Below are 26,107 nucleotides of genomic sequence, written 5' to 3'. Positions count from 1 at the left end.
TGCCTATCGCGTTTTCACATGAGCACGGATATATATTAATAATTGAATATCAAAATGCATTTGCCTATCGCGTTCCCCCGTCATTCGCCAACGGCATCAGCAGGTGAATCATTTGCTTGGATACCTTGCCTCGGCCATGCCTTGGAGGAGTTTGCCAATGCTGCGGCAGCTGTCATAGCTGCTATGAAGTATATCGATAAGGCATGAACGGCGAACGCGGTTCCTATGAATATCAAGGCGGCCAGCGCGTAGAACCCAATTATTGGTTCCCCCGATAAGGACCTGGCCAGCATTACCACAAAGGAGAACACGTATATCCCCATAACTATCGATAACATGGGTAGATATGATGGAGGAGCCAGTATTCCCAGCCCCATCGCCACGACCTCTCCCATTATGGATTGCATGAATCTATTATAGGCAAGCAATTGATACATGGGCACCGCCACCAATGCGCCGAATATCGCACCTATTGCGTACCCTATCAAGACGCTCCGCCTGGGCTTCACCCATATCGACATGGCCAGCAGCGATAAGGCTCCTATTATTAATAGGTACATCATTGGATACACCAAGTAACTGGATGGGTTTGGATATGGGATCAGCATGTATTCGGTGGCCACATTCACGGCATATTGGTACATAGCTATCAATTGAAGCAATATTAACGGGAGTAGGGCTAGGGACTTGATGCCTCCATAAATCAATGCTTGAATAAGCGATACGGCGGTTACCGCGCAGAGAATTAGGCTGGCTACTACCCACGGCGTTGATAGATAGTATTGAGGATATACCAAGCTGAAGGCAATGCCGCCCCACCCCATTATCACGGCGGCCGCGAAGTAGACCAGCCTCAACCTGAGCCTCTTGGATTCCCAGATAACCATGGGAGCCACCACCGTCATCGCCATTACCGCGAAGGTGCCCACGAGTCCCAAGGCCGTCATATTGGAGGAGCTGCTGGGCATGAATGGAAAGACAGGAAGCAAGAACTCCCTAAACGCGTATTGCAGAAGGAAGAATATGCCGAAGGCGGTTGAATAAATCGAGAAATCGCTCTTATTAATTCGCATCATACCCCTATGCCTGGGTTCCCCTCCTCATGTAATAGAATGCAATGCCTATCGCCATCAACGCTATTATGATGCCTATCACGGCAACAATCAATACCACGTACGGAATGGGCGAGGGCGCTGCCGGCGACTTCGGAACAAGGGTTAGAGGCACGAAGTTGGCGGTTATCGATTTATCGAAACTCGTCTCGCCGGACTTGCCGTACCACACGCCGAACGCTATGTCGTACGTGCTTCCCACGGTTATATTAACGGTATTGGGCATGGGTGCCTTCAATTGCCTGACGAACTCGAGCACCCAATAACCATTCTCATACTTGGCGCCCGTGTACCCGCTGAAGTAACCGGGCACGGGCCCCGTCGCATTTGGATACCATATGCCGCCATCTCCTATATCATAAAGTCCGGTTTGGTTTGTGAGCAGGTTAAGGAAGAAGCCGTGAGGAGCGGCGGCGAAATTGCTTGCCGCTGTGGGATTTATCCCGTTCTCCGCGTCCCAAGTCGCGTTCGTGAAGTAATTGAAGTCGGCTCCTTGGGGATAGGTGACGCCGGCTATCCACTCCCATATATTAGCCGCCCCTGAGCTAAGCGAGCCCCCGGTGTTGGGTATAGCTCCGACCACGGTGCCCAATTGCCCGCTCACCTTATACCCTGGATGTGGTCCTCCAATGTTCATGCAGTCGCTCGGGTTCTGCTGCGTCCCCATGTACCACATTATGGCAAACCTATCCGGATAGTAATGGGTGGCATTGACGTAATAACCGTAGAAGTACACCCCGTTGGCTGGCCCGTAATAATACAATACGTATTCCATTGGCCTGGGGCTTCCGAATATTATGGCGTAGCTGCTGTTCAATACCTTGTAGTGCTTATGGAACGTGCTTGTCAATAATTGGAGGAAAGTCATGTTCAGGGGACCCTTGGGATTATACACGACCGGCCAATGGCCCGGTCCGGCCACTGCACTTGCCCCTATTGTGCTTGGGTTCTCGTCGGGCCACTTTACTAAGATGAATATGTAATCGCCGTTGTATGCAGCCTTGGCTTCAACGTAGGGAACCAAGCCCGACGTGGGCACTCCGGACAGCGTGGGGGCTAGGCTCACGTTGAACCAGGGTATGTTATTCCAGAACGATTCGCTGCCTGGATTAGCTAGGTTCGCGGCGCCCACCACCTTATAGGCCACCAAACCGGATGGGGTTTGGGCTAGGGGCACCGAGTGGAAAACCGCTATTAAACCGAGCAGAGCAGCAGCGGATAGTATAATAAGGACTGGGCGTATTCCTATTCTACCCATGGATGATTCGAACACCGGGCATTATTAAGCATTACTATGGTATAAATATGGCCTAATATTTGTAAAAATTGGAAATGATGCTGGTATAAATTTGGTAAAAAACTTTTAAAACAATTAGCATGAATGTGGATCCATGGGCGATGTCAATCAGTCCAGGAGAACATTCCTCAAGTCCCTCGCCATAATTGCCGGCGCCAGCATGGTGGTCGGACTGCTCCGCGGGCTGGAGGTGCTGGTTCCGCCATCGGTGGGCTTGACTTCTTTTCCAACCCTTCAATTAGTTGATGAGAACGGGAACCCAATAAAGGCATCCGATGTTCCAGTCAATGGGCAGAAAATGGCCATGTTCAACTACCCCCTGAGCAACGAGCCCAATTACTTGCTGAACCTCGGCAATGACTCCAACCAACCAGTGGAGATCCCGGCTACCACGGTGACTATACCCGCCACGGGGAAAACATATGAGTTTCCCGGCGGCGTGGGGCCGAGTAAATCCATAGTGGCCTACAGCGCCATATGCGAGCACTTGGGCTGCACATATCCGGAGCTCACATTCTATCCCCCGGGAGTGAAGGCACTCACGTTTAATGGACCCATGGATAAGGTGATACATTGCAGCTGCCATGGAAGCACATATGATCCCTACAGGGGAGCGGCTGTGGTGACTGGGCCCACAACGAAGCCCCTTCCCACAGTTCAGCTTAAGTGGGATCCATCAACTGACTACTTATATGCTGTGACCATGATAGGTCCAACAATATATGGCCATACAGATGACCTGAGCGGCGGTTCCCCAATCAGCGGCAACTCGACCAGCGTCACAATGCTGAGCAATCCGGCTTTAGGGTGATGGAAATGGCTAGAAGGAGCATAGGCGATTGGTTTGCAGATGTCTTCCACTTGAGGGACATACCGTTCATGGGAGTGCCGTCCTACATGTTTAGCATAGAGTATTGGCTCGGCGGCGTCGCGTCTGCCGCGTTGGTTTGGCAAGTATTGACGGGCCTCTTGATGCTGCTCTATTACCAGCCCAGCGATGCCTACGATTCCACCATGGCCATTATACATTCAATCCCATTCGGTGCCATACTCTCGTCGTCCCACCTCTACGGCGCCTACGTGATGATACTGGCCGTCTACATACACGGGCTTCACGTCTATTTCAAGGGCGCCTATAAGAGACCGAGGCAGTTCCAGTGGGTGCTCGGCGTCTTGATGTTCGCCATGGTTATGATAACCTCGTTCGTGGGCTACTCCATGACTGGAGACGTGCTGGGCGTCGACGCCGTGGACGTCGGGAAGGGAATACTGGCCGGCCTCCACTTATCCGCTTTGACTCCCATATTCTTCGGGAACGGGACGGACCTGGATCTATTCACGAGACTGTTGGGATGGCACATAATACTGGCAGCGCTCATTGCACTGTTCTTCGCGCTTCACTTCTATCTAGCAGAGCAGAACGGTTTTATGCCTGACCTGAAGGAGGCCAAGTACAAGGCACCCGCGCTGCTGGACAAGAGCGATCCACGCATAAAGCCTTGGTGGCCGAGGAACTTCGTATTCATGCTGGGAATAATAGCGCTGACTTGGGGAGTGATATTGGTAATTCCATCCATATTGGCGATACCGCAAGTATTGGATAAGATACCAATACTGTTCTCCCCATATCCCGGTCCATCCCCCACCAGCCCGCAGGCCAGCTTGGTTCCCGCGTACCCACCGTGGTTCTTCCTCTTCATGTACAAGATGGCCGACATGCCGTTCCCGCTGGCAGTGGACGTATCAATGGGAGGACTGATACCTGTCGTGGTTCTCCTAATAGTGCCGTTCGTGGATAGAAATGAAGATCTACATCCATTGGATAGGCCATTCCTTACCGCCCTCTTCATAACGGGGTTGACGTGGTTAGTTGAGTTGAGCATCTGGGGTGCGGGCCAGCCGGGCATCCCCGTAAAGCCCCTTTGGCTGCTGCTCGTTGTAGTGCCCCCCTTCGTTATATCGTTCGCCGGCATATATGCCCTCCACTTCGTCTGGAGAGGGGTCAAGCATAAGATCATCAACAAGCCGGTCAGTAATGCTAAGCCAGCTACCCTAAACGATAAATTGCTCATAGCTATGGGTGCATTAGTGACGGCTATGGCGGTCATAATAATGCTGCTCACGTTCACTTTGAACCCAGTGACCCAGGCACCGTTTATAGGCCTGTCCTGGGGCTCATTGATGCTGCTGTTCGCTGCTGATGTGTTCATATACTTCAATTACGAGTTGAGGCAATAATGAGCGGGCAATTCGACAGGATAGCAGTGTGGAATGAGGATGGAATAGGAGTCATTGTGATAAATAACGGCAAGCTGAATCTAATAGATGGAGATTTGCTCAATCAATTATCATCTGCGCTAACCATAGCCTCCAGCGACTCCAACCTGAAGTGGATAGCTTTGAGCGGTGCAGGTGATGAATTCTTCTCAGCCGGAGTCAATTGGAGCAACGTGGGAAGCGACTACGACTCGGTCAGCGAGTTGGTGAACTCCATAAAAACGCTCGCGTCGATAATGGTGACAGTGGACAAGCCGGTGATAACCATCTTGAATGGATCGGCGGCTGGGCTGGGACTGGAGTTGGCTTTATTGAGCGATTTACTGATAGCTCCAACTGATGCGAAGCTGTGCAACCCGGAGGGCGGGCTAGGCATACCGATGATGCTTGGAGCCCCCATAATACTCAAGTCGATGCCCAGGTTGAGGGCAATTCAATTAATAGGAGGAGGGGAAATCGATGCGGCGGAAGCCGGTCAATTGGGCCTGGTCCACGCTGTCCTGCCCCGAGGCAACTTGTTCGGGGATGCTAAGTCCATAATATTGAATACTAGAATTGATAGATACACCAAATCCCTAATTCACAGGGACATGGATCAAATAATAAGGGGAATGAATCCAAGCCTAATGGAGCCGCTGTTATCCAAGTGCAGGGGAGTGGGCAGGGATGAAATGATCTCAAAACTGAACGCGGCTAGATCGAGGTGCGCCCCCAGGCGCGGCTCCCAATGAGCGGGGGAATTAACAAAGGTTTATTGAACATTATAATATTAAAGATATACAGCGGGCGTTGCCCTATTTTAGGTGCTGCCCCCTGCCTCCAGGGGCAGTGCCGTTAATCCCAGCTAATGCCCTACGCGGTATGCTATCATTTTGTCAACCAGGATTATCGCATTATAACGCTTAGCGGAGGTGCCTCATTTTGCTGGGAATTCTATACGCCTCAAATAGCATCAACGTCTTCCATCCATTGCTCGCCAGCCGTCTCGTCATCTTCGATATTAATCCCCTCCTCAGCGATACTAGCAATATCTTCCTAACCATATAGTCCCTCACATATAGCCTGGCCAGCAATATGCTGGGCTTTGAGCTGGGCACAGTTGCTTCTAGTGCCTTATCTATTTTCGTCAAATCATCATCGCGCAGGTATGCGGAGAACTCGTTCTCTACTATGTCCAGGTACTCGTAGTAATCGCTGGTAAGGGTGACTGGGTTCAAGCCCACATGGCTGAGGATTAATTCGGTAACTCCCAGGTCCTTATCCACCTGCAATATTGCGACTCCGCGCACCGTTTCCATCTATCTCCATTGCGGTGATCAGGGGCTGTTAAATAAAGTTTTTGCATCTTGGTTTGGCCACCTCTTCGACCAAATGAAACTAAACTAAGACGAAACTTATTTAACTATTTAATCAAATAAGCGGTAGATGGTAGTTGGTTATACCAAGATCGCAAGAATTAACTTGAGTGATGGATCGATCAAAATCGAGGACACCCCGGAATGGTTAATAAGGCTATTCATTGGAGGGAAGGGATTCGTATACGGCATACTGGGCAGGGAGGTCGAGCCTGGAACCGACGCGTTATCTCCGTCGAATAAGATAGTGATAGCCGCGGGGGCATTGGCAGGCTTAGCCCCGGCCAGCGCGAAAACAATAGTTGGAGCAAAGAGTCCGCTTAGCAACGTGATACACGACACCAGCGTGGGCGAGTGGTTCTCGTATATGATGAGGGGGGCCGGCTTCGATGCATTAATAATAGAGGGCGCATCCCCCGTTCCAGTATATCTATGGGTGAATAATGGAACGGTTGAGATAAGGAACGGAGAGAAGCTGTGGGGATCCACCACGAGGGACACGGTCAAGGCTGTTAGGGCAGCCACCAGCCCGGCCGCGTCCGTTATGGCTATAGGGCCTGGCGGCGAGAACATGGCCAGGATAGCGAATATAATAGTTGATGGGGAGAGGGCGGGCGGCAGGGGCGGCTTGGGCGCCGTTTTCGGCTCCAAGAAGTTGAAGGCGGTGGCAGCGTACGGCACCCCGCGCATACGCATCTCTCACGAGGAGGAGTTCGGGCGGTACTCACTCGACATATACAAGAAGTTCCAGAGCGCCACGGAGACCATGGAGACCAGGGAGTACGGCACGACTAACTCATTGATGTACAGCGGATCGCTTGGCGTATCTCCAGCTTTCAATTACTCCCGCCCCTCGCTTGATGAGGAGACCGCCAAGAAGATAAGCGGGGTAACCTTTAAGGAGTGGGAGATAAGCTTCCCCGCCAAACCGATTAAGATAATTGGGGCGCTGTGCCCAGTCAAGTGCAGCAGGTGGATCCCGATACCGGGCTCCGAGGACGTGGTGAAGCCGGAGTACGAGAACATAGGGCTACTGGGCTCCGCAACGGGGGTGTTCGATCCAGTCATTGTGCTCAAGGCACAGAGGCTGGCCAACGATCTCGGCATAGACTCCATAGGTGCTGGAAACGCAATAGCGTGGTCCATGGATTTATTCGAGAAGGGATTGCTGAGCCGCGAGGAGACCGGGGGCTTGGATCTCAGGTTCGGCAATGGAGAGGCCCTGTTAAAGCTAATACACGACATAGCGTATAGGGAGGGACTCGGCAAGGTTCTTGCTGAGGGAAGCGGTAGGGCGGCTAAGATATTGAACAAGGGAGCTGAGTACGCGGTTCACTTCAAGCAACTCGCCCTCCCGGCCTGGTACCCAAACGGCCCATTGAGGGGGCTAGTTCTGAGCTATCTGACGGCAGACGTGGGCGGGTCCCACTTGAGGGGGTGGCCTAAAATGCATGACCCAGAAACGCCGCTAAGGGATACCGTGGAATCTATGCTGGAGGACAGGGATCACAAGGCTGTCATGGATGCAATGGGGCTCTGCATATTCAATCCATACACGTGGGAGGACATGGCTAAGCTATATTCATGGGCCACCGGGGTGAGCATTGATGAGAACGGGTTGAGGCGGGTCAGCGAGAGGATAGAGGCCATTGCCAGGATATATCATGTATTGGAGGGTTACGTGAATGAGTGGGAGCAAGTTCCGTGGAAGATGATTCACGATCCAAATGGTCCCAAGTATAACTTGGATGAGATAAAGGATGCGTTGAGGCAGTACTATAAGTTGAGGCGTTGGGATGAGGAGTTGGGCCTGCCCACCAAGGAATTATTACAGGAATTGGGGCTGGAGTGGATGGAGCCCCTCCGGTCCAGGGCGGAGCAGGTGGCTAGGGCAAAGAGAGCTTGGTAAATGGGGTCTTCAATAACCATCCCTAATTTGTATTGAAGGATTACCGCCTCCGTCTCAATGCGATTACAATCGCGGCTGCCGCTACTATTATTGCCGCCGCTATCGCAGTAATTATAATTGATGCTTCATTGCCGGCGGCCTTAGATGTCGTGGATGGTGAAGTGGGCAGAGGCGGCTTGCTGGAGCTTGATTGAGTCATTGATGACGCAGATGTCGGTGGCAGCGTGACGTATTGAATGCAATTCATGCCTGGCGGGAGAACCATGCTCACCGAATTACCCTCTATGCTATAACTCATTGGGGAGGGAAATTCTATCGGTATCACGTTGGCGGCGTATTTAATATTGATGGGCTCATCGAAATTATAGCAGGTCGTGAACGTTGAGTTCGAGGTTATGGTGAAGTTCGCGGAGAAGGTTATGTTAAGCACGCCGCTTCCAAATGCAAATACCGCTATTGATCCATTGCGGAGCAGCACGAACGGCACAGGCTGGGTACCGTTCATTACTAGCACTGTGCCATTAATGGGTCTCAACGGTTCATTTATTACAACTATGGTGGCGTTTGTGACGTTCACGGAGTTCACTACCTGGGGCACTCCATATTGATTAACGTATACCTGCTGTGCGATCGCCATCCCAGTCCAGCAAAGCAAGAGAAGGGCAAATGAAAGGAATAGCCTCATTGTTAAACTAATCTCACTGGTTTAAATATAAATATTGCCGTTCATGGCGGGAACTAGATTGGCTGGCCCGCCGTCATTGCCCCTCGTCTTCCGAATCCTCCGGGTACTCATCCTGGGGCTGGGGTTGCTGAGGCGGTAGCGATTGGGAGGGAGGCGCTTGCTGCGGCTGATATTGAGGCGGTGGGGGTGGTGGCGGTGGGTACTGCCTAGGCGGTGCTAACGGCGGTGGGTACTGCCTAGGCGGTGCTAACGGCGGTGGCGGCGGTCTCTGCTGTACGGGTCTCTTTGCTGCACTGTTTATCGCTTTCCCCAATTGATTAAAAGCATCATCTAGTCTCTTCACAACTAGGAGGTTAATCGAGAAGAGGACTATTATGGCGGCGGCTACCATTATGTTAACCAACGACGATAATAGTTCGAAGTACCTGGACACCACGGCGGAACCGGATGCCGCTATGACGAAGACGGATACCACAATGGCCATTGCCAACAGCGGGATCCCTACGTAAAGCGATATGCGGTTTATCTTAATCAACGAGCCATCCTTCTGCGCCAGCAGGGGGACTTGCTGGGAGGGAGGCGGCGGTGGAGTTGATGCAGCGGGCATTGTTGGTGGTGGGGGTGGTGGCGGTGGGTACTGCCTAGGCGGTGCTAACGGCGGTGGGTACTGCCTAGGCGGCGTGCTCGGCATTGTTGGTGGTGGGGGTGGTGGCGGTGGGTACTGCCTAGGCGGTTGCTGCGGTTTGTCCTCCGGCTTCCTTTCGGGTTGATTGGACATTCACATCACTCTATGTACGCCCTAAATGCGTGAAACCTTATTAAATGTTTCCAAGAGGGAAGACTCAAATGGGAAGTGGAGGTAAATTGGTAATAGCGGAGAAGAACAGCGTAGCCAAGGCGTTGGCGTACTACCTGGCGGAGTCCAAGGTATCCGTGAAGAACGTATACAACGTGCCCTCCTATTGGTTCAGGAGGGACGGTGATGCGTGGATATCCATAGGGCTTCGGGGCCACATAATGGAGTTCGACTTCGATAAGAGGTATAATAAGTGGACCACGGCCAAGATAAGCGAGTTGTTTGATGAGGAGCCCATATTGACGATAAAGCAGGACTCCGCCAAGTACGTCAGGGCCATTTCGTACCTATCCAAGAGGGTCGACCACGTCATCCTCGCGCTGGACTCCGACGTGGAGGGGGAAGCAATAGCGTTTGAAGCAATGATGGTGATAAGCAATGCCAACCCATCGGTTAGATTCAGCAGGGCATTATTCTCCGCCGTTACCAGGGATGATATAATTAAAGCATTTAATGAATTGACGACTCCCAACCCCAACTATGCCAGGAAGGTATTCACGCGGATGAAGCTTGACCTCAAGCTGGGCGCTGCCTTCACCAGATTCCTAACGCTCAGCGCGAAAGACGGCGGCGCTGAGGTGCAGGGAAGGAAGGGGGTGCTGAGCTACGGGCCATGCCAAACCCCGGTCCTTGGCTTAGTCGTGCAGAGGGCGCTGGAGAGGGAGAACTTCAAGCCAACTCCATATTACGTCGTTGAGGTGACCGTTGATGTTGATGGAGAGCAATTGAAGCTTAGCACCGATAGGATAGATGAAGAGGCAAGGGCTAGGGAGATAGTTGAGGCGGTGAAGTCGGCGGGGGCCCTGAAGGTGATTGAATCCGTTGGAGAGAAGGTTAGGATGCAGCCGCCGAAGCCGTTGGACACGGTGGAGCTGGAGAGGAGGGCCAGCAGGTTCCTCAACGTGAGGGCTAAGAATGCATTAGATGTGGCCGAGGATCTATACAGGTACGGCCTAATATCATACCCAAGAACGGAGACCACGATATACCCAAAAACGCTTGACTTAAGGCGAATAGTGAGGGACCTAGCTAAGGTGAAGGATTATGGGGATTATGTAAGGGCCAACCTAGCCGGCGAGCTTAGGCCCACGTCGGGCGGGTCCAGCGACAACGCGCACCCCCCAATACATCCAACCAAGGGAGCCAGTGCTTGGGATGTGACCAGGATTTTCGGAAAGGAAACTCACTGGAGGATTTACGACTTGATAGCCCGTCACTTCCTTGCCACGCTGAGCAAGCCGGCCATAGTGGAAAGGCAAAGGATAGTGGCTGGGATTGATGGCGTGGAGTTCAGGGCAACGGGCCTTGTCGTTCTAAGCAGGGGGTACTTGGAGATCTATCCATTCGAATCACCCAGGGAGGTGGGATTGCCCATATCCAAGGTGAGCGCGGGCGACGAGTTGAGGGTATTGGCTGCGGAGGCCGTGAGAAAGAAGACGCAGCCGCCGCCCTACCTTAGTGAGGCTGAATTGCTTAGGTTGATGAAGCAGTACGGCATAGGCACCGACGCTACCATGCAGGACCACATACACACCAACATAGAGCGGAACTACTTCACTGTGATCAAGAAGCAGTGCATACCCACTAAGCTTGGGAAGGCCGTGGTATCAATACTCAACGAGAACGCGAGCGCGTTGGTGGATCCCCTATTTAGGTCCCAAATGGAGCGTAGGTTGGCGTTAATAGGAGAGGGAACGGCGAGGCCTGAGACGGTTCACGACGAGATAATAAAGGAGGCCAGCGAGGTTTATGATAAGATAAGGCCCAAGTACCAGGACATAGGGATTCAGTTGGCGTCCGCGTTGAGGGAGAGAGCCAAGAATAGAAGGGGCCTCCGCTGATTCTCCAAGCCTCCGCCGTTCCTTTGGGTTAGGCGATCCCAAGCCGGCGTTATTGAGCATCACTGTGAATTGCCGCACCTTATTCTGCCCAGCATGTCCTTTACCGCGGCGGATACGTCGTACTGCTCCAGACCCCGCGCCTCGGCGCCGTGGATCAATCGCAGCAGCTCATCAGTGAGCGAGTCCTGGGCGGGCTGGGGAAAATCTCCGATGATTCTCCCGACCACAGCGTAGGCCGCCAGGTAAGCCTTGAATAGCTCCGAGTTAAGGCCTAGGTCCCCCATGTCTATGAGCAAGTCCTGCAATTCATTGAACAATTCATCCATTAATGCCCTCAATTTTTCCTTATTGCCGCAGTGCTCGTTTATGTCGTTCACGACGCGTGAGACCAAATTGATTGGATCATTCATCATGGGGAATACTTGAGGATCAGTTAATTAAATTTTAAGGAAAGGATTCCTTGCATTGTGATTTCCGTGAGACGCGGCCCCGCTCACAGAGCGTTTATGTAATCCTCAACCTTCGGCATCTCCTTCGGCAATCCCTTCCTCTCCCTGACCTTCATTACTAGATCCGTTAAAATGCTCTCCGGCACCGGGGCCCACCTGCTGAACTGGAGACTCCAGAACACTCTCCCCGACGCAGCGCTTCTCAGTTCATCGCTTAAGTTGAAGGACTCTATGACGGGTATCTCGCCCTTCACGGTAACCATGTACTCGCTCTGCGATACATCTATTATCCTTCCCCTGTGCCTGGTTATCACGCTGGTCACGGGTCCTATGTTTTCGCTGGTTGTCTTGGCCTCCAATAGGAGGAGCGGTTCCAGCAATGTGGGCTTCGCCGATATCATGGCAGCAAACATGGCGTTCTTGGCGGCAGGCATTATTTGTGCAGGTCCCCTATGCGCTGGGTCCTCGTGTATAGTGGCGTCGTGGAGGACCACCTTAACTCCCCTAACCGGCTCCTGCGCTAATGGACCGGCCCCGGTCGACCACCTGAATCCCTGGACTATGTAGTCCTTTATCTCCCTGAGATGCTGTATTCCGGAGGTCTTGTCTATCAATATATTGACGTAGGTCTCATCAATGGCCCAAATACCCCTGGCTTCATCCGCATCCCAGCCCGCCTTGTCGCGAAGTATCCTGGCCCTCTCCTTGGCATCCATATCCTCCGTGACATCCCCCATCTGGACCAGCCCTATGGTCGTCTCATCCAAGGGCTCCACGCTTATGTACAGCTTATTGTGCTTGTTGGGGGACTTCCCCTCGAATACTTGGGACTTTACCCTAACGGTCTCCCTGAACCTGACTAATGGCTGGGACACCACGAAGTCCAGCTTCGTCCTTTCCTTCAACATCCACGTGGCTATCTCTAAGTGAAGCGTGCCCACTCCGCTGAGCAGCACTTGCCCCGTCTCTTCATCTATCTTCAGGCTTAGGGTGGGGTCCTCTATCACTAGGTCTCGGAGCGCCTCCACTATCTTGGCCAAGTCGTTGGGGTTCTTGGGCTCTATTGCGACTGTCACCACGGGCTCGCTTATGTACCTCAGCTTCTCGAATGGGGGTATCTCCCTTATCTGTGGCGCGACTATCGTGTCGCCGGCCCTGGCCTCATCTATCCCCAGCAATGCCACTATGTTGCCCGCGCTGACTGCCGGCACTATGACCCTATTGGGGCCCATGTAGAGGTACGTCTGCAGTATCCTCTTCTGCACCTTGGTTCCCAGCACGAATAACTCATCGCCTTCATGAATGGTGCCGCTGAACACCCTTCCCGTCGCTATGAGGCCGGCGTGCGGGTCCTTGTTTACCTTGCTGACCGCTATAACGGTTGGCCCGTTTGGATCGGCCTCCAGCAGCGCCTTGCCTATATCCGAGTTCAGGTCGCCCTTCCATATCTTTGGTATCCTATACCTCTGGGCCACGTTGGGAGGCGGCGTGTGCTCTATCAGCATTGTGAGCAGCGTCACGTGCAGCGGGAATTCCTGGGCCAGCTCGCCAACGGCGTCCTTCTCGTACGCGTCTATTATGTTGCTGAACTTTATCCCGGCCTTGGCAGCCATGGGTATCGTTATTCCCCACTTCGCCAGAGCAGAGCCCAAGGCGACCTGCCCCTTGTCCACGCTTATCTTCCATTTATCCTTGAATTCAGGCGGAGCATACATGTCTATTAAGCCGTTGAAGTCCTTCACTATGGATACTATCCTCTGCATTATCTCGTTCGGGGAAAGCCTAAGCTCTTTGATCAATCGATCTATTTTATTAATGAATAGTACTGGCCTAACCAATTCCTCCATGGCTTGCCTAACCACGGTCTCCGTCTGAGTCATCACTCCCTCCACCGAATCCACTACCACCAGTGCCCCATCCATTACCCTCAAGGACCTGGTGACGTGGCCCGTGAAGTCCACGTGGCCCGGCGTGTCTATGAAGTTTATCAGGTAGGGCTTCCCACCGTACTCGAAGTACAGGCTTATATTGGCGGCCTTAACCGTCATTTGCCTCAATTGCTCTATCTCCACGTAATCCAGCGCGAGCGCCTTTCCCGCCACCTTGGGGCTGAGGAGGCCCGCCCCCATCAATAGGGAGTCCGACGTCGTTGTTTTGCCGTGGTCGACATGCGCCAGGGTCCCCACGTTCCTTACTTGATCGGGGTGGCGCATTATCTCCATTACATCCTCCATTTTCTTTTCTATTACACGAACTGACATTTGTAAATCCTGAAATCCAATTAAAACATCCACTTTAAATAATTTTAGGTTTGTTTTTTCTTTTTAAAACTGAAAATAACTACAGCCATCATCGATTCACGACGCCGGCGAGTTGATGAAGGAGAACGGCGAGCCCGGTCCCTTATGGCGGGAGGAGGGGGAGGATCAGCGACCCGATAAGTTCTTAAACATAGCCTGGATTAAACGGGCGGCGATGTTTAGTGTCATATAATGCACAGCAGGGCGTTAATCTATATTACGACTTAGTGCCCACTGGGATACCTGGGCTTGATGAGGCCCTTAACGGCGGCTTCATAAGGGGCAGGACGTATCTGGTGACCGGCGAGACGGGCGTCGGCAAGACCTTGATGGCGTTGTCGTTCATATTGAACGGAATAATGAGATACGGCGAGCCAGCGATATACGTATCCGTTGATGAAACCTATGAGCAATTCATTAATGGAACCAAGAGGTTCGGCTGGGATTTGGAGCCCTTGATGCAGCAAGGCTATTTCCAGATATTGGTGCCGGAGATGGATTTGATAGAGACGATAAGGGAGAAGGATCCGGTTACCGTGGCTAAATCCATGGTTCAAGCCATAACTGATTACGCGGCCTCCGTGGAGGCCCAGAGGATAGTGATAGATCCAATAGCCCCGCTGGTCACGCTGGACAAGGATGTGCAGGTACTGAGGGAGTACATAAGGACCTTGGTGATGGGCATAGAGAGGGACGTCGGCGCCACAACTATAATAACCACGGAGGTGCCCACGGGCTCGCAGGCGATTTCCAGGTACGGCGTGGAGGAGTTCCTGGCGGCCGGCGTGTTCGTGTTGGGCATAGCTAAGTCCAATGATGGATCGTTCAAGCGATACCTGTTCATCAGGAAAATGAGGTGGCAGGGAGTTCAGCCTACCATTTATGAAATGGAGATACAGCCTAAGGTAGGGGTGGTGGTCAAGGATAAATTGAATAACCTGTACCTGCCTTACTTATCATCTTACACCCCCTAGCCCCGCGATCCCCTCCCGCGAATTAGATGGAAATGTTTATACCCCTCCTCGGCTATCAATCCCGCGTGGAGGACTTCGAGGAGGTGATGCTGAATGGATCTATCCCCGTCCGGTAGGATAGTGTTGAGTTACTTGGAGTATGAGCACTTAATAAACGGCAAACAATACGTAACGTTCAAGGACATAGTCCGCAACACGGGGCTGAGCCAGAGATCGGCTAGGAATGCCATAATGGAGCTGAGGGCCAAGGAGTTGGTGGAGGCCGTTCTAGAGCTTGAGGAGGGTAGGTACCACAAGTATAGGCTGCTGTTCAAGAACTTAATAGACGTGCTGCCGGAAGCCCCGGTGAAGAAGGGCGTCTACATCATTGATATAGGCATAGGCACGCTCTCCAACATGACGTTCAAGATGTACCGCATAATAAGGGGCTCCACGGTGGTCCTCTACACCCCCAGCGTTCCGCGGGAGTTGCTGGAGTACACGAAATGCACGTGCGCCTTGGACCTGCTAACCAATTACCCAGTGGACAAGTTCTCGAGGCTGGTGGACGGCATATACAACGCCAACGGCGCGCTATCCATAGTGGCCGACCTAACCATGGATAACGACTTGGTGAAGCCCTACATAGATATCGCTAAATCCAAGATGCAATTGATAAATGTGTCCACAATAAATCCAATAACCATTGGAATAAACATGTTGTACATGGGCAAGAGCGATAAATTCCTGGTGCGAAGGGGAGGCATTGATATAAGGATAATCGGATCTAGCGAGCCTGTGCAGGTCAAGGATCCGCTGAAGGTGATCTCCATTTATAGAAGGGGCAACGAGGTGGTAATAGGGCCCCCGGGGAGTGGGGATGGCTTCGCGGTCTATATAATATATGAAAAGACGCGCGAGTCGGAGGATAGGATCAGGGTGCCAAGCCAAGCCGGGGATTCCCAGTTGATCTAGACCTCCCTGGCCCAAGCCTTAATCCCGGTACTGGGCGCGCCCCCTCCGCATCTCCTTATCCCAGCGGCTTCACGTAATTAACACGCAGAAGCATAGCCTCTCCATGCATAAATTATTTGTCAGGTCGTCGTGAGGTCATCACATTCAGGTTTGATACCCATCATCACTTGAATCACGGATCACCCGAGCGAATTTAAGCATTAGGATTTGATGCGGAGGCCGGGATTTGAACCCGGGGCTTCTCCCGCGCATTTGCGCATCGGTTATGAGCCGATCGCTCCACCAGGCTGAGCTACCTCCGCCTCGAGCGAGAAAATGGGGAATGCGGTTTTTAATTTTTTCCTTAAATAATAGATTCCTCAGCCTTACGCCGATCACCCCCCAGGATCGCTTGGGCCCCCTCCCCGATCACGTGGCGGGGATTAAGCCTTACGTCGATTGCCCATTGGCTTGCCTTGATGGGCCGCGCCGTCCCCTGGTCGCCAATAAGGCCCCAATTACTGCCGAATACGTCGCCAGCAACGTGATTGATGCCAATCCAACCTTAGGTAGCCCAAGCATGAAGGCGGCCAGTATCCACGTCGCGTAGTATGAGATGTAGAACAGCAAGCCGGCTGCGCTGGGCTTGGGTCGGTAACGCGTCGATGCCTTGAATAATAGATAAATGATTAAGGATACCACAAGCCAGCCGGCGAAGTTGGTTAGCGGAACGCCGAAGTACTGACCCCCTCCCCTCCACTTCCACAGGCCCAGCGGGCCGGAGAGCAGGGGATCGAATCCCGCGTCCAGCGCCACCATGCCCACGGCCGCCGCGTAGTAATTCCCGGAGGCCATCAGGGAGAAGTAACCCAGCGATGCCCATAGTAGTGGAATGAAAAATGGCACCCCCAGCAGCTCAGGCCCCATAGCCGCAGTGTACCTATAGGACCCGAAGGGTACCCCGTAGTGGACGCCGACGAACTCGAAGAGGAATGAGACCGATGAAGATATTGCCAGGAAAACAATGCTGCGACGCGCGCCCATAACCGTGATTGAGTTGAGCAGGTAAGCTGCTATTAAGTAGATTGGGGATCCAAGCAACCCAATGACGCTGCCCACTGCCCTCGGCAAATGGATGTAGCTCAATAAAAGAAATGGAACGTATAAAAATGTCGCCGTCCAAACCACTGTTAGCTTATCCATCAGCGGCAATAGATAAGGCCATTTAAAGCAGTATCGCCACAACCCAGGACCAGCCAAAGCCCACGCGCGGCGCTTGAATGGGCCCGGCGTTGGCTGGAGAGGCTGGAAAGAAATCGAAATAGATCTCCATTCAGTGGATTCCAGTCGACAGGAAAGGTTTAAATAAACATGCGTGCTCCAGTCCCATGAGATTCCCCCTGGGTAGGATAACGGTCGAGATATTGAGAGGAGACGTGACGGAGGCCAATGCGGATGCAATAGTTAACGCGGCTAATTCCTACCTGGAGCACGGAGGGGGAGTCGCCGCTGCGATAGTTAGGAAGGGAGGGCCGGAGATACAGGAGGAGAGCAGGAAATACGTTAGGCAGCACGGACCTGTTCCCGTGGGCGGCGCTGCGGTGACTGGAGCGGGGAGGCTGAGGGCTAGGTACGTCATACACGCGGTCGGTCCTCGATGGAACATAGATCCGCCCGAGAAGCTGGGGGACGCCGTTAAGAACGCCCTGAGGCTAGCCGATGATCTTGGCCTCAAAAGCATAGCGTTTCCCGCCATTTCGACGGGCGTATACGGGTGGCCCTACGAGGCGGCGGCGAGGGAGATGTTGAGGGCAATGAGGGAGGAGGCCAATTCGTTAAGGAGCGTGGCCCGCATTATGATATACTTATACGATGATCGCGCATACAATTCATTCATTGATGTATTCAGGAGGGAACTGGGCAACGGCTTCTCTGCAATGGATTTAGGAAGCAGCGTTTCCTAGCTGATGGGCGTGGAATGCAATGGGATGAGGTCATCCATACCTCTTATCGCTTGAGTATAGCCCAAGCGCCTTATCGGTGGCCATTATGGACTCCCACTTCGGTGTCCCCATCATGGCCCTCACTGCATCTATGTTCTCCGGCACAACGATGGATTCCTGGTGGACTCCCTGCATTAGGTACACCTCGTTTCCCTGGATCGAGATTGAGTCGCCGAACACGGCATTCTCCATGAAGTCGCCCCGCTCCCGCCCCAAGTCCCTGGCATACTCAATGACTTGGGCCAGGCTGTTGAATCCCATCTTGGAGTATAGAATCGATATCCTCGGGGTGCTGGCCAGCGCTTCAATTATGGAATCCCTGCTGGGCCTGTCCTCGAACTCCACATTAACCATGTGTAAGTGCATTACCGTCACGGGAACCGCCACGGCGACCGTGACTATGTCAACGGGTATCACTGTACGCACGTCGGGGCCGTGGTGGCTGGGAATAGTGACGGGATTAGGCACCACGTCGTTTATGGGCCCCTTCTTATGCTCTCGCGGATCCGCGCCTCTCCTCACCAGGAAGGCCCGTACCTTACGGATGGAGTGGCCGCTGGAGGCCAGCGCTGATATCAACCTTGAGAGGGCTGTCGTATTGCAGCTCACCACCCTAACATAACTCTTTCCCTTAGCCTCATCGTAATTGGCCAACGCGTTGAAGCTTACCTCGGCCACGTAAGCCTCCTCTCCCCCCTGGAATACCGCCCGCCGTCCAACGTAGTACTTGCCCTTATTCTCCTCCCCCACCCCGTCCGGGGTGGCATCTATCACTACGTCGGACTTACTGACCAAGTCGCTAATGGTGCCCCTCACTTCAATGCCGGACGACCTGAATGCCTCCTCCCTGCCGGGCACGGCATACAGGGGAATGCCTCTCCTCATCGCGATAGCAGCCTCGTAGTCTGGAGATGTCTTCGCCACCCCGGTTAACTGCATGTCGCTTGTCCTTAACACGGCGTCGGCGACTCTCTTGCCTATCGTGCCGTAACCAACCACGCCGACCCTCATTTCCAGAATCGCCTCTTGGACTCCGCCAGCGCCTGCAGCGCGGGCAGCTCCTCGCCGACCAGGAATTGCAGGAATGCCCTTCCCCCCGTGGATACGTGCTTTATCTTCTCTATGTAGCCCAGCTTGCGGGCCGACATTATGGTGTGGCCCCCTCCTATTATTGTGAACTTGGCGTCGTCTACCATGGCCTTAAACACGGCCTCCGTGCCCTCGGCGAATTGTTTCTTCTCCGTAACCCCCATGGGCCCGGTCAACACGGCCACCTCCGCGCCCCTCACGTAGCTTGAGTAGGCATCCATGGTAGCCGGCCCTATGTCCATGACGGGGGCATCGATTTTCCGCGCATCTACGTCAACCCTATCCCCGTGCACCTCGACCCCCACGTCGGTGGGCACTGCCACGGAATCGCCGTATTTGTCCAGCAGTAGGCGGGCATCATTGACTAAACCACCGAAGCCGCTCTCCTCCAAGTACTTCCTCAGCCAACCGTTGGCTCCGTACTTCGCCGCTATGAATATGACCCCAACCAATCCCCCCACCAATATCTTGCCGGCGGCTTCGTTGGCCAGCAATTTGCTTATGGCCTTTATAGTGTCAGGCACCTTGGCTCCCCCAGCAAGCACGATGGATTCCCTCCTGGATGAGGAGAAGACATTCATTGCATTCAACTCTTTCTCCAGCACTAGCCCTGCGCAGCTGGGGAGGACCAGCGGGAATCCAACTATGCTGGGCTGGGATCTATGCGCGGTGGCGAACGCATCCATCACGAAGACATCGAAGAGAGGCGCCAGCCTGCGGACTAGGAAAGTATTGGACTGTAGCTGTGGCGACCTCTCTATTACCTCCTCGCTGACGAACCTCACGTTATCCAACAGCAGTACCTCACCGGGGCCGAGGTTCCTTATCGCGCCTTGGGCCGCCGGCCCCATTACGTCCTCTATGAAGCTTACCCGCATCCCGGCGTACTTCTCCAGGTACCGCCAATGAATGCCGAGCGACGTGAATTCATCATCTCCAGGCCTGCCTTGGTGCGCGATCACTACCACTGACATGCCTGACTTGGCTAACTTGCTTATGGTGGCTGCATGTGCTTCTATCCTATAATCATCCAATATCACTCCCTCCTTTACGTTGATGGGCACGTTTATGTCTATCCTAACCAGAACCTTTAGGTTCGGGTCAATGCATTCCCTAAAAGATTGAAAGGGAACGCCTACTTGCATGCAGAACCAATTGCTATGTAATTTTTAAATCTTTTCACTCATTATACTCAAGTTATTAAAGAACAAATAATATATAACATATAACCCAGTAATACCCAATAACACCAAACCAATGCGCCGCCTTCCATGCCTGACGATCCATTGATGATGCATCTAGGCCCTCATTCATTGTTGCTGAAGATGGATGGGTTTGAGTTCGTCTGGGCTCGATAATGGAAAGAAGCGACAATTCCCGCCGTTACCGATGTGATGGGTGGGTAAGACGCCAAAATTGTGAGCTGAGTGGGTTATCAATATGAAGCTCGCCCACAGCCTTGGTGAAGCCGACCGTTCAGGTAACTGATGTTTCCCTTATGGTTTCCACGACTTTGCCATCCCTTATCTTGGATGTGGCCGTGCAATACTTCGTCAGCTCCATGTTGTGGGTAACCATCACTATGGTTATTCCCTCATCCTTATTGAGCTTCATGAATAGATCCATCACCTTCTCCGTGTTCTCCGTGTCTAGATTGCCGGTTGGTTCATCTGCCAACAATAGTTGCGGTTCATGAACTATGGCCCTGGCAATGGCCACGCGCTGCTGCTCGCCGCCGCTTAACTGATTTATCCTCTGGTGTAGTTTATTTCCCAAGCCCACGGCCTCCAATGCCTTGATCGCCATCTCCCTCCTAACGTGCCTCGGCACTCCCCTTGCCACGAGGGGCAGCTCCACGTTCTCCACTATGCTGATTCTAGGTATTAAGTAGAACATTTGAAACACGAATCCCAACATCTCGTTTCTGTAACGGGTCAATTCGGGGTCCCTCATCTCGTGAAGCAGGTGATTGCCCACGCGGAGGTATCCTTTGGTGGGCTTCTCTAAGCCGCCTATCAAGCTTAGGAGCGTTGTCTTCCCGCTTCCGCTGGGCCCTATTATGCATCGGAATTCCCCCCTCTCCACGGCAATGGAGGCCCCCCTCAATGCCGCGCTCTCCACGCCGTCTATGTTGTATATCTTCCATAAATCCCTGGCCTCTATAAACATGGATGCCACGTGGATCGCTACCGATAACGGTTTTTATACTTATCCACCCTCATTGATTTCGTTATCGACACCGAAAAGTATAAAAACGATATCGGTCCAGATGGTTCATGAATGTCAACCTCAAATACGTGCTTGCGATCATATTGGCTATAGCCGCATCGCCCTTGGTAATTCATGCATCATATGTGGCAACGGTGATAATAAACCAACAAAGCCAGGAATCGCTGTTGTTCAGCGTTTCCCAGGTTCAGCCCGTGACAATGCCGAGCGGGAGCAGCGGCGTGGTAACGTTCCAAATACCGCTAACGTACGCGGGTCCGTACTATTTGGGCGGCGTCTCCGTTGGGCTGTCAACGTGCAGTGGAAGCGTGGTGTCCCAAAACCCCATCAATATGGGTTGGTTATCCCCTGGTCAAACCGTTGACTTGGAGTTCCAGGTTAACTCCAGCGTTCCGTTGAACTGCGTCGGTTCAATCTCCATCTCCTGGACCGGGCTCTTTAAGTTCAACTCATCGTCTCAATCATATGTGCAAGAAGGCGGCTCGGGCTCCACCTCAATAAAGATAAGTGAGTATGCCCAAGGCGCTCCGCTTCTATCGGTGTCGATAAATTCAACCCAGATGCCCTTACTGGTGAACACCCCGGTGGAGATAGTGGTGAAGAACAACGGCAGTGGCCCCATATATAACCTACTGGTTCAAACGCAGGCCAGCGGCGCCTTCATAAACGGTTCCTTCTCCGGCTCCATTTACCGCGCGGATCTGCCCTCCGGCGGTTCATTGTCGTTCATGGAGCTCGTTAGCCCCACGTCAAGCCAAGCCGAGATATCCGTAACGATCAGCGGCGTAAACGCCGCCGGCCAGCCCTACTCCTCCTCCTACCAGCAAGCCTTAACCATAACTCCGCTGCCCTCCAATCTCCAATCCACGGTTTCCCTGGGAGTTAATGAGACCGAATTGGTGCTGGGGGAGAATAGCCCGGTCTCCTTGGCTGTGGCGGAGGCGGGCGGCGCGATGAGGGACTTTGAATTGATGATCACCCCCATTAACATGTACGTGAACGGTTCATCTCTTCCGGTGGTAGTTAATATCGGCAACCTAAGCGGCTCTGCCTTCATTCATCTAATGCTCACCCCCATCTCATCCAACGCGGAGCTTAGCATATCGTACAGCGGCGTCAATGTAGCGGGCCAGACAGTGACCGGGACGGGAACAGCCGCGTTCATTGTGAGGCAGCAACCGCTGGCCATATCGGCTTCACTTATTCCCAGCATTGCTTACGCGGGGAACCCAACTCGCTTCGATCTAATCATAACTAATAACTCCACGCTTCCCATAAGCAACGTCACTATAACCGTCGCCAGCTCAATCCCCCTAATCAACTCCACGTACCCGCCCAAGCTGGTTATTGGCAAAATGGCGCCGGGGGAGAGCGATGACGTAGTGTTAACCGCCGTTCCAATCCAGGGTGCGCAATTCACTGTTCAGTACAGTTATGTGCAGGGAAGCAATTACGTGCAGGGAACGCTGTCGCTATCCCCGCTCGTAAAGCAGCCCCAAGCGCCTCTCGTGTGGGTTGGAAACAACACGCTGGGCATAGGTGATAATAAAATAGTAATTACCGTGGAGAATCCAAGCCCAATCCCAATAAGCGACGTGGTTTTAACAATTGATCAATACTCCGGCTTCACCCTGATCGGACCCACCGCCTACGAGCTGGGGTACCTGGGCCCCGGCCAATCAGCGACCGCCGACATACCGATACTGGTGCCGGTCTCCAGCACGTCCGCCGGCCTGAGTTACTCCTTGAGCTATGTTACGGGTAACGGGCAATCCGCCGAGCAGGGCAGCTTGACTTTCAGCGTGATTTCCCCCTCCAATGTCGTGATATCGAGCGTCGTGATATCCCCAACGCCGCCCGGCATTGATTCGCCCATCACATTATCGTTGACATTCATAAACACGGGAATAGATTCCATATACGACGTAAATGCATCGGTGAAGTCCGACATGGCCTACATAAGCCAGCCATCCACTTTCTACGGCGAGATATCGCCGCAGACCCCCACCGCGGGGGCGTTCACTTTCCAGACGAGCAAGCCCGGCGTTCACTTCATTAACTTAACCATAACTTACATGGATCAGTACGGCCACGAGATGAGCGTGAGCAAGTACATCAGAGTGTACGTGACCAACTCCACTTACAGCATAGCCTCCACCGCCACCGGCAGCAGAAGGTCGTTTGGAGGAGGGGGAGGCGGGTTTGGAGGCTTCGGGGCTGCAGCGGTGGTGACCGCCGTAGCGGCGATAATAGTGGTCTCCACTCTATTGGTGATTAGGAGAAGGGTGGGTCACCGGTGAGGGGTTGGGACTACGTCAACCTGGCCTGGTCATCATTGAAGGCAAGCAAGGGACGGAGCGTAGGAGCCATAATTGGCATTATAATAGCTGTTGGCGCGTTGGGCGCGGCTCTGGGCATAGGCTTCGGCTTTCAACACACGTTTGAGACCTCGTTCGCCCGACTATTCGGTGCCACCGAGGTGTACTTGACCGGAACGACGCTGACGGCGGCTGACCTGAACACGGTGGAGCACTTGCCCTACGTTGCCAACGTGATTCCCCTCGCCGCCACGACCGGCGTGGTCAATATAGGGGGGCAGAGGGTGAGGGTGACCATAGTTGGAGCGACGGAGTTCACCCTGCCGCTCCTCATAGGCGCGACGTCCCTCAGCAGCGCTGTGGAGTATGGCGCGCCCACGCTTGTGGCGGGCTCCGCCATAATAGGGAATGGAATAGCGTTCCAGAACGGGGCTCAATTGATTAGCCCGGGCCAGTTGATCACGGTGACGGCTGGGGGCAAGACGATACCGATGATAGTGACGGGCATATTGGTGCCCTCGGTCAGCATAGGGGCCATAAATCCGGACTCCTCCATATTCATAGATCAGAGCTCCTTCTTCCAGTACTTCGACCCAGCCCAAACCTACAGCGCATTCATAGTTTACGCTGACTTGCCGAAGGAGGTGCAGTCGGTGGCCAATGAATTGCAGGCCGTTTACCCCACCGCCACCATAATAAACCCATCATCCATAACGTCATCCTTCAATCAATTCATGGGGGAGCTGGAGCTATTCCTGGGCGCGATAGCCAGCATTGGCTTCCTCATAACGGGTCTCTGGATATTTGATTCAATGACGATAAGCGTGATGCAGAGGACCAGGGAGTTCGGCGTCATGAAGGCAATGGGGTTCGGGAACAGGGAGATATTCCTGATGCTGGTGGTGGAGATAGCTATGCTGAGCTTGATGGGAGCCGCCGGGGGCTTGGCGGCGCTTGTGGGATTGATGCACGTGGTGTCCCTCTCCATACCGGGAGGCAGCTTCAGGATAACGCCGGTGCTATCCCCCACGGTGATAGTTATAATTGTTCTCCTGCCCGTCGCCATAAACATATTGGCTGCATTGGTGCCGGCGTACAGGGCGGCCAGGATACCGCCCGCCCAGACGCTTAGGTATGAGTGAGGAACTCCGCCATTAACTTTATTCCCCTGATCAACCTGTCCGGGCTCTCCTTAGCGAAGTTTATCCTCACGTGGTTCCTCCCCGCGTCGCCGAACGCGGAGCCGGGCACCACGCCGACGTGCTTCTCCCTCAGCAGCCGCTGCGCGAAGGATTCATCGTTTAGCCCGAGCCTGCCCAGGTACTTATCGAGGTTGGGGAAAATGAATAATCCGGCCTTCGGCTTCATGACGGAGGCGTCGGGGAGGTAGCTTCTTATCGCCTCATAGACGCTGTTGAGTCTCTCCTTGTACACGGGGAGGACCTCCTTTATGTATTGGTCCTTGTACTTCCTCAAGTAAAGCACCGCTAGGTACTGCGCCGGGGTTGGGGGGTTTATGTTGATGTACTGCTTGACCTTGGAGAAGGTGGCGGCGAATTCCTTCGGCATCAACACGTAGCCCAACCTCCAGCCGGGCATTGCGGGATCCTTGGAGAAGGTGTCCATGGCAATCACGTGCTCCGCGTCGTACTTGAGGGCGTACACGTGCTGGCCCTCGTAGTATAAGTGCTTATAGGCCTCGTCGTAAATAAGGAATATATCGTTATCCACAGCTAAATCAACTGCAGTCTTTATCACCTCCTCCCTCAACACTGCGCCCGTGGGATTATCCGGGCTGACCAGTATTATGGCCCTCGTGTCTCTATTCACGGCCATCTTCAAATCCTCCTCGCTTGGATTGAAGCCATTCTCTATGCCAACCCTCACCTCATTCACCTTAGCGCCGAAGAACTCGTACGTCGGCTTGTAGAGCAGGTAGGTCGGGTTAACCATTACCACGTTGGTTCCGGGCTCCACCAAAGTCATGGCTAGCCCTATTATGGCCTCCGAGGAGCCGGTGGTCACCACGACGTTATCGGGCTCCAGCTTTATGCCTGAGTACTTCCTGTAATCCTCCACTATGGCCTCCCTGAGCTGGCGTATGCCGGGGGTGGGCGTGTATGAGCTCATATCGAACGAATCGCGAATCAACTGCTCCGAGAATTCCTTCAGCATCGATTGCGCAGGGGGCAGTCCAGGCTGCCCTATATGCATTTCTATCACATCGACGCCGCGCGACTTCAATTCATCGACGGCGCCCAGGGTCTCCCTTATCCTGGACCCGGGCAGAATACCGACGCGACTCGAGATCTTCATATGTTCATTGTCAAAAGCTCCCAGTTTATAAGCATGTTCCCAAGCCGCTTTCATGCAATTATGAATAGAACTAATCGCTGGGTTAACAGTCCCTTCACAAGGTCATTTGTGCCATTCATGGATTAATCATTGATTGAAATATCAGGTGGGTGAAGCCGCAGTAA

Annotated in this window: 22 protein-coding genes and 1 tRNA gene; 10 read left to right on the top strand and 13 right to left on the bottom strand. The window is 53.3% G+C overall.

The genetic code is table 11. The features are described 5' to 3' along the window. Nucleotides 1-80 precede the first annotated feature (80 nt). A complete protein-coding gene (locus ACZ5ZS_RS00270; protein WP_188595903.1) occupies nt 81-1,073 on the bottom strand; it encodes a hypothetical protein in 993 nt (330 codons plus the stop codon). Between the two features lie 7 nt (nt 1,074-1,080). Continuing rightward, nucleotides 1,081-2,370 (bottom strand): ethylbenzene dehydrogenase-related protein, encoded by a 1,290-nt coding sequence (locus ACZ5ZS_RS00265; protein WP_188595902.1) that lies wholly within the window; start codon nt 2,368-2,370, stop codon nt 1,081-1,083. A gap of 133 nt (nt 2,371-2,503) precedes the next feature. Here ACZ5ZS_RS00265 and ACZ5ZS_RS00260 point away from each other — a divergent pair, with 133 nt between their 5' ends. Genes ACZ5ZS_RS00260 through ACZ5ZS_RS00250 form a run of 3 tightly spaced genes read left to right on the top strand, consistent with a single transcriptional unit; the run spans nt 2,504 to nt 5,417 of the window. Beyond that, nucleotides 2,504-3,220: a Rieske 2Fe-2S domain-containing protein gene (locus tag ACZ5ZS_RS00260; RefSeq protein ID WP_188595901.1), complete on the top strand. Its 717-nt coding sequence runs from the start codon at nt 2,504-2,506 to the stop codon at nt 3,218-3,220. Between the two features lie 5 nt (nt 3,221-3,225). Then, entirely contained in the window at nt 3,226-4,647 is a 1,422-nt protein-coding gene (locus tag ACZ5ZS_RS00255) for a cytochrome b (protein WP_188595900.1), read from the top strand. Next, nucleotides 4,647-5,417 carry an enoyl-CoA hydratase/isomerase family protein gene (locus ACZ5ZS_RS00250; RefSeq protein WP_188595899.1) on the top strand — a complete coding sequence of 257 codons (771 nt, stop codon included), beginning with the start codon at nt 4,647-4,649 and terminating at the stop codon, nt 5,415-5,417. Before ACZ5ZS_RS00255 ends, ACZ5ZS_RS00250 begins: the two co-directional genes overlap by 1 nt. Before the next feature lie 171 nt (nt 5,418-5,588). Here ACZ5ZS_RS00250 and ACZ5ZS_RS00245 read toward each other — a convergent pair whose 3' ends face one another. Continuing rightward, nucleotides 5,589-5,984, bottom strand: a complete 396-nt coding sequence (locus ACZ5ZS_RS00245; protein ID WP_075060434.1) for a hypothetical protein — start codon at nt 5,982-5,984, stop codon at nt 5,589-5,591. A 127-nt stretch (nt 5,985-6,111) separates the two neighbouring features. Between ACZ5ZS_RS00245 and ACZ5ZS_RS00240 the strand changes: the two genes are divergently transcribed. Continuing rightward, nucleotides 6,112-7,950: an aldehyde ferredoxin oxidoreductase family protein gene (locus ACZ5ZS_RS00240; protein ID WP_188595898.1), complete on the top strand. Its 1,839-nt coding sequence runs from the start codon at nt 6,112-6,114 to the stop codon at nt 7,948-7,950. A gap of 40 nt (nt 7,951-7,990) precedes the next feature. Here the strand turns inward: ACZ5ZS_RS00240 and ACZ5ZS_RS00235 are convergent, their stop codons facing one another. Continuing rightward, a complete protein-coding gene (locus tag ACZ5ZS_RS00235) occupies nt 7,991-8,635 on the bottom strand; it encodes a hypothetical protein (protein WP_075060435.1) in 645 nt (214 codons plus the stop codon). A 73-nt stretch (nt 8,636-8,708) separates the two neighbouring features. Further along, nucleotides 8,709-9,413, bottom strand: a complete 705-nt coding sequence (locus tag ACZ5ZS_RS00230; RefSeq protein ID WP_188595897.1) for a hypothetical protein — start codon at nt 9,411-9,413, stop codon at nt 8,709-8,711. A gap of 68 nt (nt 9,414-9,481) precedes the next feature. Between ACZ5ZS_RS00230 and ACZ5ZS_RS00225 the strand changes: the two genes are divergently transcribed. After that, entirely contained in the window at nt 9,482-11,332 is a 1,851-nt protein-coding gene (locus tag ACZ5ZS_RS00225; RefSeq protein WP_188595896.1) for a DNA topoisomerase, read from the top strand. A 59-nt stretch (nt 11,333-11,391) separates the two neighbouring features. On the opposite strand, the gene ACZ5ZS_RS00220 is transcribed toward ACZ5ZS_RS00225, so the two are convergent. After that, nucleotides 11,392-11,745 carry a hypothetical protein gene (locus ACZ5ZS_RS00220; RefSeq protein WP_188595895.1) on the bottom strand — a complete coding sequence of 118 codons (354 nt, stop codon included), beginning with the start codon at nt 11,743-11,745 and terminating at the stop codon, nt 11,392-11,394. An 80-nt stretch (nt 11,746-11,825) separates the two neighbouring features. After that, nucleotides 11,826-14,042, bottom strand: a complete 2,217-nt coding sequence (locus tag ACZ5ZS_RS00215) for an elongation factor EF-2 (RefSeq protein ID WP_188595894.1) — start codon at nt 14,040-14,042, stop codon at nt 11,826-11,828. A gap of 221 nt (nt 14,043-14,263) precedes the next feature. Here ACZ5ZS_RS00215 and ACZ5ZS_RS00210 point away from each other — a divergent pair, with 221 nt between their 5' ends. Together ACZ5ZS_RS00210 and ACZ5ZS_RS00205 are read left to right on the top strand one after the other, a co-directional pair. Then, a complete protein-coding gene (locus tag ACZ5ZS_RS00210; protein ID WP_188595893.1) occupies nt 14,264-15,055 on the top strand; it encodes an ATPase domain-containing protein in 792 nt (263 codons plus the stop codon). 93 nt (nt 15,056-15,148) lie between these two features. Continuing rightward, nucleotides 15,149-16,009 carry a helix-turn-helix domain-containing protein gene (locus tag ACZ5ZS_RS00205; RefSeq protein ID WP_188595892.1) on the top strand — a complete coding sequence of 287 codons (861 nt, stop codon included), beginning with the start codon at nt 15,149-15,151 and terminating at the stop codon, nt 16,007-16,009. A gap of 211 nt (nt 16,010-16,220) precedes the next feature. Here the strand turns inward: ACZ5ZS_RS00205 and ACZ5ZS_RS00200 are convergent. Together ACZ5ZS_RS00200 and ACZ5ZS_RS00195 are read right to left on the bottom strand one after the other, a co-directional pair. Beyond that, a tRNA-Met gene (locus ACZ5ZS_RS00200) sits at nt 16,221-16,311 on the bottom strand. 127 nt (nt 16,312-16,438) lie between these two features. Continuing rightward, nucleotides 16,439-17,191, bottom strand: a complete 753-nt coding sequence (locus tag ACZ5ZS_RS00195; RefSeq protein ID WP_188595891.1) for a carotenoid biosynthesis protein — start codon at nt 17,189-17,191, stop codon at nt 16,439-16,441. Between the two features lie 185 nt (nt 17,192-17,376). Here ACZ5ZS_RS00195 and ACZ5ZS_RS00190 point away from each other — a divergent pair, with 185 nt between their 5' ends. Next, on the top strand, nt 17,377-17,952 hold the full coding sequence (locus tag ACZ5ZS_RS00190; RefSeq protein ID WP_188595890.1) for an ADP-ribose-binding protein: 576 nt from the start codon (nt 17,377-17,379) through the stop codon (nt 17,950-17,952). A gap of 30 nt (nt 17,953-17,982) precedes the next feature. Here the strand turns inward: ACZ5ZS_RS00190 and ACZ5ZS_RS00185 are convergent, their stop codons facing one another. From ACZ5ZS_RS00185 to ACZ5ZS_RS00175, 3 genes are all read right to left on the bottom strand, one after another. Next, entirely contained in the window at nt 17,983-19,002 is a 1,020-nt protein-coding gene (locus tag ACZ5ZS_RS00185; protein ID WP_188595889.1) for a type II glyceraldehyde-3-phosphate dehydrogenase, read from the bottom strand. Continuing rightward, on the bottom strand, nt 18,999-20,225 hold the full coding sequence (locus ACZ5ZS_RS00180; protein ID WP_188595888.1) for a phosphoglycerate kinase: 1,227 nt from the start codon (nt 20,223-20,225) through the stop codon (nt 18,999-19,001). Before ACZ5ZS_RS00180 ends, ACZ5ZS_RS00185 begins: the two co-directional genes overlap by 4 nt. 331 nt (nt 20,226-20,556) lie before the next feature. Continuing rightward, complete coding sequence (locus ACZ5ZS_RS00175; protein ID WP_188596018.1) at nt 20,557-21,249, bottom strand: ABC transporter ATP-binding protein; 693 nt, start codon at nt 21,247-21,249, stop codon at nt 20,557-20,559. Between the two features lie 107 nt (nt 21,250-21,356). Between ACZ5ZS_RS00175 and ACZ5ZS_RS00170 the strand changes: the two genes are divergently transcribed. Together ACZ5ZS_RS00170 and ACZ5ZS_RS00165 are read left to right on the top strand one after the other, a co-directional pair. Beyond that, nucleotides 21,357-23,609, top strand: coding sequence for a COG1361 S-layer family protein (locus tag ACZ5ZS_RS00170; protein WP_188595887.1), 2,253 nt, complete (start codon nt 21,357-21,359; stop codon nt 23,607-23,609). Further along, the gene (locus ACZ5ZS_RS00165) at nt 23,606-24,769 is read left to right on the top strand and encodes an ABC transporter permease (RefSeq protein ID WP_188595886.1); all 1,164 of its coding nucleotides are present in this window, start codon (nt 23,606-23,608) and stop codon (nt 24,767-24,769) included. The genes ACZ5ZS_RS00170 and ACZ5ZS_RS00165 overlap by 4 nt, the downstream gene beginning before the upstream one ends. Here the strand turns inward: ACZ5ZS_RS00165 and ACZ5ZS_RS00160 are convergent. Then, nucleotides 24,756-25,943, bottom strand: a complete 1,188-nt coding sequence (locus ACZ5ZS_RS00160; RefSeq protein ID WP_188595885.1) for a pyridoxal phosphate-dependent aminotransferase — start codon at nt 25,941-25,943, stop codon at nt 24,756-24,758. The two genes, ACZ5ZS_RS00165 and ACZ5ZS_RS00160, sit on opposite strands and share 14 nt — an antisense overlap. Nucleotides 25,944-26,107: the final 164 nt, after the last annotated feature.

The organism is Thermocladium modestius (genome assembly GCF_055398215.1).
This window is presented reverse-complemented; position numbering and strand designations above follow the sequence as displayed.